3 protein-coding genes are annotated in these 5376 nt (G+C 55.7%); 2 read left to right on the top strand and 1 reads right to left on the bottom strand.

All coding sequences use genetic code 11. From position 1 onward, the window contains the following. Positions 1-231: 231 nt before the first annotated feature. Positions 232-3231, bottom strand: coding sequence for a hypothetical protein (locus tag RMSM_RS00805; protein ID WP_008690118.1), 3000 nt, complete (start codon positions 3229-3231; stop codon positions 232-234). A gap of 785 nt (positions 3232-4016) precedes the next feature. Here RMSM_RS00805 and RMSM_RS36265 point away from each other — a divergent pair. Next, a complete protein-coding gene (locus RMSM_RS36265) occupies positions 4017-4916 on the top strand; it encodes a DUF4142 domain-containing protein (protein WP_008690115.1) in 900 nt (299 codons plus the stop codon). Between the two features lie 207 nt (positions 4917-5123). Beyond that, positions 5124-5294 (top strand): hypothetical protein, encoded by a 171-nt coding sequence (locus RMSM_RS40510; RefSeq protein WP_160168201.1) that lies wholly within the window; start codon positions 5124-5126, stop codon positions 5292-5294. The last annotated feature ends 82 nt before the right edge of the window (positions 5295-5376 follow it).

Below are 5376 nucleotides of genomic sequence, written 5' to 3'. Positions count from 1 at the left end.
CACACGATGACAGGCTGAGAAGCCTATCCCACATTGACGAAACTCTTGGCGAGTTTCGTTTGCGGGGACGTGGCGACCGCGGGGACGCTGCGGCTATTGAAGTCGCACGGGGACGACAGGCAGGCGGCGAACCGCGGATGACGGGGGCAGTGCACTGGCGTCCTCTTCCGCCGGCATCGCTTGCGCGGCCTCCTGCTCCTACAACTGCGGTAGCATCTCAGGGGGCGGACATCATGAGGCATGGACGACTTTCATCAACAACTCGCCTCCGACAGAGATGAACGGCCACTCACCAAATCGCAGCAACAATTTTCCTTTGGCGACCTCGTAGTCCTTTGTTGCGTGCAACTCGGACCCCAGTGCGTCGGCAATCGCGTTGCGAAGTTTGCCGCAACTGAGCTCGATCGTTTCTTCGTCACGTAGATGTGCCTCCACCGGGACCGACACAACCCTCGTCTCTCCATCGCTGCTCTGGATCGTGAACTCGGCAATCACCTCGATCAGGGCGCCCACCGGCAATGGTCGTTTGCCACTGTAGTCGATGCGAATCGAACCTTGCAGGTTGCAGCGTTCGTTCCAGGCCACTTCAGAAAGTTGGCCTGTTTCAGATAGCTTGATGGTGCCGCTCAGTGCTGCGGTGTTCTTCAAAGCAAAATCGGGGGCAGTCGTTTTTGGCGGCGTGGCAGCCTTTGCATCAACCCAAAGCGGATTGGACAATCCGGCCGGCGTTCCGCAGCGAATTACAAACTTGTCATTCTCACTCAGCTTGGCTGACAAACCGTTCACCTTCACTCGGATCAGTTCTCGGCTGATCACTTGCACATCGGCTTCGGTTTCGGGACTGTAGCTGTCGCTCTCCGCCCCGCCAATGATCACGTGCGTGAGCGTGGGATGGAAATTTTGGCCTTGCAAAAAGAAGTGAGTCGGCTTGCCAGCATCTTCTTCGGTGGTGACAAAATCGAGCCCATAAACGCCGTGCAGCACCGGACGCAACTGCACGTCGCCTTTGTTGAATAGCGTCGTACCGGATTGCTCGTAGGCGTAAGGCACATTCACCTCATAAGATTGCAGCGACAACATTTTCTCTAATTGGTCCACACGACTGACCAGGCGAGCATAGTCGCCGGGACGGAAACACTGAGCGTCCTTGGCCTCACGCAAATTGCCGCGAAGCCGATGGATGCGGCCGCCCAACGCGACCATCTCTTCATAGCTCTGCTTCGTCGCTCCTGGCTTGGTCAGCCGCTCCCAGTTCGTGGTGACATCAAACTCGACGTGCGGCACGAAGCTGGGCATCGCAATCAACACTTCGCATTCGCGCATTCCGGGTTCTAATGACAGGTGTTTCTGGTCGTAATGTTCGGTCGGGCCGGTGGACCAGATCAGACGCGCTAACGCAGCGACATTATTTCGCTCCTGCGGCGGTGATTGCACACGCGGATAGAAGTACCATCCAAACGTGTCATTATCGTGACTGAAGGCGACTGCGGTGCGATTCAGGTCGATCGACGCCATGTCGAGGGCCAATTGACGACTCATGTCCACACGCTGTGCGGTATTGAGTGACCCGCGAGCGACCGAGATCGCCAGTGCGATTTGCATCTCGCGGCGACGGCTAAAGGCATCGTACACATTCTGTTCTTCGACTTGAGGATCGAGCGCGAAGACGTGAACAGGGAAGTTTTCCTGGATGACCATTTCCCACAAACGCACCACGTCTTCTTGCGGTGCGACTTCTTCTTGAAAGAAGTAGACGCTCTCGGCGAGCGCCGCATCGGATTGACTGACCTTGCCTTCCAGCGCCAAGCCTTCGATCATCCGCTTGATGTTGTGGTCAAGCAAACCGGCCTGCAGTGCCAGCGGCCAAGCGATGAGTGCGTTTTCACCGATGCAGGTTTGTGACGATGCCACGTTTACCCAAGCACAGCGGGCCGACGTGACGTCACATCCCTTGGCCACGTCGTTGGCTGCGTCGGCGATGACATACGGGGTCGGAAAGGATGGATCGTCATACGCCAGTGACAATAGGTTTTGGCGGCGGAGTATTTCATACTGCTGAGTCAGATTCTCGAACAAGAAATTTCGAAGCTCTGCGAGCTTGGGCTGTCCGTCTTTGAACTGTGAGCCTGCCAATTTTGCGATCGCCAGCACACTTTCACACCCGTAGATCTCTTGGGTTTGGATTAAAGTCACATCGAGCGGAGGACCATTATCGGTTAACGCCCTCGTTTCCTCAACCAACATATCCTGTAAACTGGGGTCGGCGTTTCGCCCCTGGACTACTGTAGGCTCAGTCGATTTATCCGTTTCGGCACTGGACTGCAAGAGCCCTATTTTCCCATCCTCCGAACACGTCGCATCATCGGCGGTCAATTCCTTCCAATTCCCATGGATGTAGACCGACAGATCATCGACGACGTCGGCGACAACCAATTTGGGAAAGGTGTACCGCAAGTGTGCGGCATCGACGGCCAATCGAGCACGCATGTTGACGACCGCGGAGTAGCCTTCGTGCGTTTGGCGGCCAGGCAGCACCGAGATCGGGACGCGGAATTTGTACAGTCCGTAACCGGCTTGCCGACTCCGTTCGTCGCCCATGTTTCGTCGCCGCAGGGCTTGGTTAACTTGAATGTAGGTCGATTCTTGACGCAACAGCTCGGTTGGCTCGACCCCGACATTGGGCTTCCTCGGTGGTGCTGCGGCAATCAAGTTTTCCAGTAAATCGCCTGGCAATTGGTTGGGGATGTTAGCGCCCGATCCTTTGCCGACCGCTGGTAAAACCAACTCAACGACCTGTTCTTGCGTCAGAGCGGTGGGGGCGCCGGTATCGGCGGCAAAACCGCCTGCGGCGCCCGCTGCCACTCCGGTTGCCGATTGAAATTCCGCCTGATCGCTGCGGGCCAGATAGGCCGACAGGACCTCGTCGAAGTCCTCGACGCTGTCTTTCATTACTTTTTCATATTCTTGAATCGAACTCATTAAGTTCGCGTCACCCCACACATCGGGCGCTTTGACGGTGATCGAACCATTACGCCGGATTTCGTCTTCGATACTGGTCAGTTCCGACGCGAGGTGTAGAACCGAATCGGGTGAATGGTGACCAGTGTGTCGCTCGCCAAAGGTGGAATCTAGAAAATGGTGGCTGCGTTCGCTGCGCCGCCAAGAACAGCCGGCGACGGCAATGGCAATAACAAGAAGCAGAGCACATAGACAACGAGACGACCACGCCATGGGACACATCCTTGCAGCAGCTTGAACGAATCTGCGTAAAAAGCATTCAATTCCCGGAGTCTCATTCGAGGTGCCCCCTCCGGAAGGCGAAAACACGCCACTCACAGAGGTATTCGGCATCCCAGCCGTTTCCTCTTGTGTCAAATTTGACGATTTTGCCGCCACTGATCTCCGAAGGCGTAAACCTGCAACGCCGCAAGGAATTTTTAGTGGTCGAGGATGCGAGGATGGGCCGCTTGCACTCGAGTGTCTACCTCTGTAGCAGAATTCGTCGAGACTTTAGCAATGGTGCCGCATGATTCCGATAGCCGCGTTAACCAACGCCGCGAACGGGTTGTTGATTTATTGAGCCGCGACGCGTCAGCGGCCGGGTCCTACGTACTAAGAAGGTGCCTTACGGCCCGCGGCTCACCAAAGTTATTTGCATCCGAAAGAGCGTACGCCTTTGGCTGACGGTTAAACGAATCATTGTAACGTCAGGCTAAATCAGCGAAACTCTTGGCGAGCTTCGTTTGCGGAATGCGTGAATACTTGAGGCCTTGCACACGATGACAGGCTGAGAAGCCTATCCCACATTGACGAAACTCTTGGCGAGTTTCGCTACTGCCAGTCTCCTCACTCCCAACTCCCAACTCCCAACTCCCAACTCCCAACTCCCAACTCCCAACTCCCAACTCCCCCAACCCGGCGAATGGGAACACGACGTGCACCGCCTCTTCCTTGGTCGGCTGCGACGCGGTTGTCGCGGCCATCATCCATCTCAATCGACATTCAGGAGCCTCCCCATGTCGACATTACGTTTCTCTGCCGCTGTTCTTGCAATCGCGGCAATTCCCGGCCTTTCGTCCGCTTATGGCCAGACGACGCTCGATCAACCTGGCGTCCAAATCGACGAAAGAGCCGCCCAGCAGGGGCAAACGACCGACCAACCCGGCCAGCCTACCACGCTGCCAAGCCAGATCACCGATCAGCCAGCGGGTACGCAAAACGATCAAGGCGATCGCTACGAAGCTCGACGTGTCGCGACAAACTCGCAACAACAAGCGCCAACCGTAAAGCAAGCATTGGTGCAGAAGCTGATTAAAGCAAACGAAGCGGAGATCGAAATTGCGAAGTTGGCGCAACAGAAGTCGGACAACCAACAAGTCAAACGGCTCGCCCAAACGATGATCCAAGATCACCAGGCTCTCAATCAGACGCTGCAACAACATGCTGGCCAACAACAGCAGGGCGGACAACAGCACACTGGCAGTACCGCTGCGGGTCAAGCACACACCGACCGCAATACGATTGCGGGCAACCAGCCAGCGACACGATCCGATTTGCAAGGCGACAGAACGACACAATTTGCCGGCAAGACGGTTCCTCGTGAGTTGTGCCAAATTAGCGAGCAAGCTTGCGATAATGCGCTGAAGATGACGAAGGAGATGCTTGGAAATTACGAAGGTCAAGATTTCAATATGGCCTTCTTGGGTCAGCAAACCGTGGCTCACACAATGTTGCTTGCTGAATTGCGAGCGATCGAAAGCATGGGGCCACAAGAATTGCAACCGATCGTGCAGCAGGCATCCAATAAAGTGAGCATGCACTTGGAAAAAACAAAGCAGCTTGCCAAGCAACTCGAGGATGACCGCCGGACTTCGAACCAATCGAATCCGCGAAACGATGCCAACTCGCGGCAATAACTGAGCGGGCGACCGTTTTCCTTTGCCCCCCGTTCTTCAAAGCGGGTTCCCTCCCTTCGGTCGCTTGGGGCCGTTGACCGCTGCGGCGGTCTTCGTGGCTCCAGGCGGCTGATTCGCTTTGCCCGTGTGCGGCCTCCGCTGGATGGAACAGCGTTTGCGTTGGTTGTCTCTGGAAAACAAACCCGCAAACCTATCGAAGGAACCATCATGAGCCCACAAATCGAAGCTCCGAAAATCGGCGATATGTACCGTTGTGCCAAATGTGAAATGGAGATTCACGTCACCAAAGGCTGCGATTGTGACGATTGCCAAACAAAGTTCCTCTGTTGCGGCCAAGCGATGGAGAAAGTCACGTCGCCGCCGGTGTTGAATGACTAGGTGGATGAGCCGCGATGCGTCAGCGGCCGGGTCGCTGGCGGATTGTCTCAAGGACGATTGAAAAAGTTAAATTGACAATTGT

It is taken from the genome of Rhodopirellula maiorica SM1 (genome assembly GCF_000346295.1).
GTDB lineage: Bacteria > Planctomycetota > Planctomycetia > Pirellulales > Pirellulaceae > Novipirellula > Novipirellula maiorica.
Note: the sequence above shows the minus strand (reverse complement) of the source record. Positions and strands in the feature narration are given on the sequence as shown.

Bases quoted from the DNA above. Each gene is read 5' to 3' on its own strand.
- RMSM_RS36265 (WP_008690115.1), top strand. From the start codon at position 4,017: ATGTCGACATTACGTTTCTCTGCCGCTGTTCTTGCAATCGCGGCAATT.
- RMSM_RS00805 (WP_008690118.1), bottom strand. From the start codon at position 3,231: ATGGCGTGGTCGTCTCGTTGTCTATGTGCTCTGCTTCTTGTTATTGCC.
- RMSM_RS40510 (WP_160168201.1), top strand. From the start codon at position 5,124: ATGAGCCCACAAATCGAAGCTCCGAAAATCGGCGATATGTACCGTTGT.